Below are 1,157 nucleotides of genomic sequence, written 5' to 3'. Positions count from 1 at the left end.
CACATCTCCCACGGCGCCGACCCGAAATCCCCATAGCGCAACGCCTGCCTCCCGCGGGTCGTACATGTCAGACTTTCGTACGCCTCCCGGCGCCCGAAACCCTTCGACAAAGCCGTCGTGCGTTCGCTTTGTGCCGAATGGCAAGTTGCATCGCAAAAGCCGACGCCCTCATCAACGGCAATGCGAACCGAGGTGAGTGGCAGCAGCTGTGTCCGTTCTAAACTGCGCGACGACAGCAAAGGCTTGGCGATAGACGCCTTGTTCTGAAGGCGAGTTTCGCAGACAGTGCAAACCTGCGGCGTTGGCGTGAGATCGAATTGAGTTGGCGGTCTTGTCAACAGGGAGGTGGAAAAGGCTGGATTTGTATCGGCCTGTTTGGCGTTCTTCCCCATCCCTCCGTGATTTCGGCGAAGCACAAGCCCTCCCTAAGTCACAACCTCAGATCCGTGCCTTTGGTACCGATCGGGCACATGTCGCCTAACCTGCAACGACATCCGATCTTGGCGAGCTTCCGGACAGCAGCAGCGATCTGAGAGCGATCGGCACGCCCACCAGTGCCGCCATGCCGGCAGCCGCAAACGTGCCCTGCATGCTGCCGATTGCGGTTTGCCCCACGGTCACGAGCGGCGGGCTCAGGAACTGACCGAGAAAGAAGCAGCCCGTCCAGACACCCATGCCGCGTCCGCGATGTTGAACCGGTAGGTCGCGCTGCGCCCAGGTGATCAGTGTCGGGATCATCATGCCGACCCCGGTCTGCTGGAAAACCACGCCCGCAGCCATCCACTTCCAATCCGGAGCGACGCCGATCAGCCATAGCCCCCCGCCCACCAGCGCCAGCAGGAGCGCGAAGGCGACTTCTGAACGGCGCTTGCCGATGAGCCAGAAGATGGCTGCGCCGAGGGAAACCCCGAGGCTCGGCAAGAAGGTGATCCGGCCAAGCTCGTCCGACGATTCCACGCCGACCTCGCGGAAGGCGAGGCCGCCATTCACTGCATAGACGTAATAGATGATCGAGCAGAGCAGAGTCACCCCGCCGATCAGGGCGATCTGCCGGACGGGGAACGGCGACCGGTCGTGCAAACCATCTTCGGCCGCCGGGTGGGAAACGGGAACTTCCGGCTCGAATACGAACGCAAACATGGCGAGGAAGATCGGAA

At 61.9% G+C, this 1,157-nt stretch carries 2 protein-coding genes; both read right to left on the bottom strand.

Annotation, left to right across the window (positions count from 1 at the left end; all coding sequences use genetic code 11):
• The coding region (locus tag H7F49_RS19405; RefSeq protein WP_214647922.1) for a hypothetical protein at positions 1-392 on the bottom strand (392 nt) is incomplete at its 3' end.
• An 85-nt stretch (positions 393-477) separates the two neighbouring features.
• The coding region (locus H7F49_RS19230) for an MFS transporter (protein WP_328806874.1) at positions 478-1,157 on the bottom strand (680 nt) is incomplete at its 5' end.

The organism is Novosphingobium aerophilum (assembly GCF_014230305.1).
Classification (GTDB): domain Bacteria; phylum Pseudomonadota; class Alphaproteobacteria; order Sphingomonadales; family Sphingomonadaceae; genus Novosphingobium; species Novosphingobium aerophilum.
Note: the sequence above shows the minus strand (reverse complement) of the source record. Positions and strands in the feature narration are given on the sequence as shown.